This window comes from Aphanothece microscopica RSMan92, assembly GCF_046613545.2.
In the GTDB taxonomy this organism is placed as follows: Bacteria; Cyanobacteriota; Cyanobacteriia; order PCC-6307; family Cyanobiaceae; genus NIES-981.
Map to the genome: position 1 here is coordinate 1 of NZ_JBKKKY020000136.1, position 2,234 is coordinate 2,234.

Annotated in this window: 4 protein-coding genes; 2 read left to right on the forward strand and 2 right to left on the reverse strand. The window is 56.0% G+C overall.

Features of this window, described 5'->3' with window-relative positions; genetic code table 11:
- A partial coding sequence (locus ACLD7X_RS16365) for a hypothetical protein (RefSeq protein ID WP_411424749.1) occupies positions 1–200 on the forward strand: 200 nt, incomplete at its 5' end.
- Between the two features lie 369 nt (positions 201–569).
- On the opposite strand, the gene ACLD7X_RS16370 is transcribed toward ACLD7X_RS16365, so the two are convergent.
- A complete protein-coding gene (locus tag ACLD7X_RS16370) occupies positions 570–716 on the reverse strand; it encodes a hypothetical protein (protein WP_411424750.1) in 147 nt (48 codons plus the stop codon).
- A 498-nt stretch (positions 717–1,214) separates the two neighbouring features.
- On the opposite strand from ACLD7X_RS16370, the gene ACLD7X_RS16375 reads away from it, so the two are divergent.
- A complete protein-coding gene (locus ACLD7X_RS16375; RefSeq protein ID WP_425625394.1) occupies positions 1,215–1,928 on the forward strand; it encodes a glycosyltransferase in 714 nt (237 codons plus the stop codon).
- Between the two features lie 86 nt (positions 1,929–2,014).
- Here ACLD7X_RS16375 and ACLD7X_RS16380 read toward each other — a convergent pair.
- On the reverse strand, positions 2,015–2,234 hold a 220-nt coding region (locus ACLD7X_RS16380; protein ID WP_411424752.1), incomplete at its 5' end, for a hypothetical protein.

Below are 2,234 nucleotides of genomic sequence, written 5' to 3' on the forward strand. Positions count from 1 at the left end.
ATCAAGGGCGAGAGCTACCGGCAGAAGCAAGCGGCCGCAAGGGTTTCCAGCGGCTCCAGCCACCCGCCTACGTAATTGACGCGGACGTCATGGCCGTCACGATCGAGGCCAGCAACCACTCTGCCCACCAGAAGCATTGCGGCGACACGATAACTGGCCCACCCGCCTTGAGATGGCCGCCGAAACCACAACTTGATTGACGCGCCGCGACAGCCTGGTCACGATCCCCGCTGCGATCTCAGGCTCCAGCGGGCTTCCGAACAACCACTCTCTACCGGTCAACCAGATTGACGCCACCCGTCAACCTGATTGACACGGGACAGCATCAGGCAGGACAGGGGATGGCCATGCATAGGGGGGATGTCCGAGGGATGGGCGGTGAACCCCGACCCTGGCGGCCTCGCAGCCCTGGTCAGCTGCACAACCTGGTGGGACTACTCAACCAGGTGAGCACCCCACCAAGTGTCACCATCCAGACCCATAACCAAGGTGGTGGCACTGCGGCTGTAGTCGTAGGTGATTCCCTCCACATGGCCGCGCGCCATCGCTAGCAGCGGCTGGACCCTGCCCTAGCGCTGGACTTGCTCGTTCTCATCGGCGCGGAGCACCATCGCCCAGCCGGGCGGATTCAGGCGCAAGTCGACAATGAAGCGGACCATCTCGAAAACGAAAGCGTCGGTGGAGGGGAAATCCGCCTGCAGGAGGATACTCAGCACTTCTCTGAGATTGCGCGCAGACTCTCAATCACGTCTCAGAAATCAAATGATTGCGATGCCTTCCGCCCCTGCTGGGCATAGAGATCGGCGGTTGTGGGTCAATGATCTGGCTGCGCCGTAACAATCACGCCGGTCCAGTTGCAGATGAAACGTCAGTTGCTGACAAAGAAGCTGACAAATGCACGCAATGTGAAAGAGCGCACTTCGTGGATCCTGAGCCAGCGTGCGCACACCAGTGACGTGGCAGCGGAGCTGTTAGACCATCACAGTCTCAGGAAGCAATCAGCCCCACGGTGCGGCGCTCAGATCAGCGGAGGAGCTCAACAAGGGGCGCTCTGCTGGCCAAGGTGCTGTACAACAGCGGACCGGTAGCGAGACACAGAATCAGTCGAGCTGCACAATCGGTTGATTGTTCATGCTTGGTGATACGATGGAATGCGACAGGAGCGCTTACGCCTCTCGCATTATAGGTCAACTGGGATGCCTGAATCTACCATTGTGGCAGCGCACGACACAGCGCCTATCCCGATCTTCATCGGCTATGACCCGCGGGAACGGGCAGCCACCAATGTGCTGATTGATAGCTTATACCAACACAGCACAATGCCGCTGGCTGTCACTCCATTGGTAAAGTCTCAACTTGAGGCTCAAGACCTCTACTGGCGCCAGCACGACCCCCTCCAGAGCACGGCTTTCTCCTTCAGCCGCTTCCTGGTTCCGCAGCTTATGGGCTTCAAGGGTTGGGCAATCTTCATGGATTGCGATATGCTCTGCCGTGGTGACATCGCCGAGCTATGGGAGCTCCGCGACTCCCGCCATACGGTGATGTGTGTTCAACATGAACACGTTCCCACTCAAGAGGTGAAATTTCTTGGAGAAGTCCAAAGCCGTTACGAGAAGAAGAACTGGAGTTCGTTAATGCTCTTCAATTGCAGCCGATGCAACGCTTTGACTCCAGAATATGTAAACAGTGCCAGTGGACTTGATCTGCATCGCTTCCGCTGGATCGGCGACGATGCACTGATAGGCAAATTACCAATGGAACGGTGGAACCATCTAGTGGATGTACAAGAAGCCGCAATGGCTGAAGAGGCTGCTCTGCTGCATTGGACTTTGGGGGGTCCATGGTTTCGGGAACAGCGCAAGATGGGAGGTTCGCTGGCAGCAGAGTGGTTCAGTGCCCGAGATGATGCAGTGCGACTTTGGGATTGAGCCAACCAATCCACTCACTCCTTGGGCAGTTCAGACCACCTATATGGCTTCAGAGCCAACTATATAGGTTTGTCTCCATTGCCTTATCATAGGTCAAGAATATCTTGCTCCATGAGCTGCTCTACGATTCGCACCCAATAGTCAGTATTCGCATGCCAGGCATTATTATTACCCTTGTAATACTGCACACGGGTAGACAGGGTTAGATCGCAACACAGGTCGGATGGGGGAAGAATGATTCTGAATGGGGACACCCCACTGCGAAGGGATTCATCACAGATAAGCCGGATATTTGCTATGTTTTCA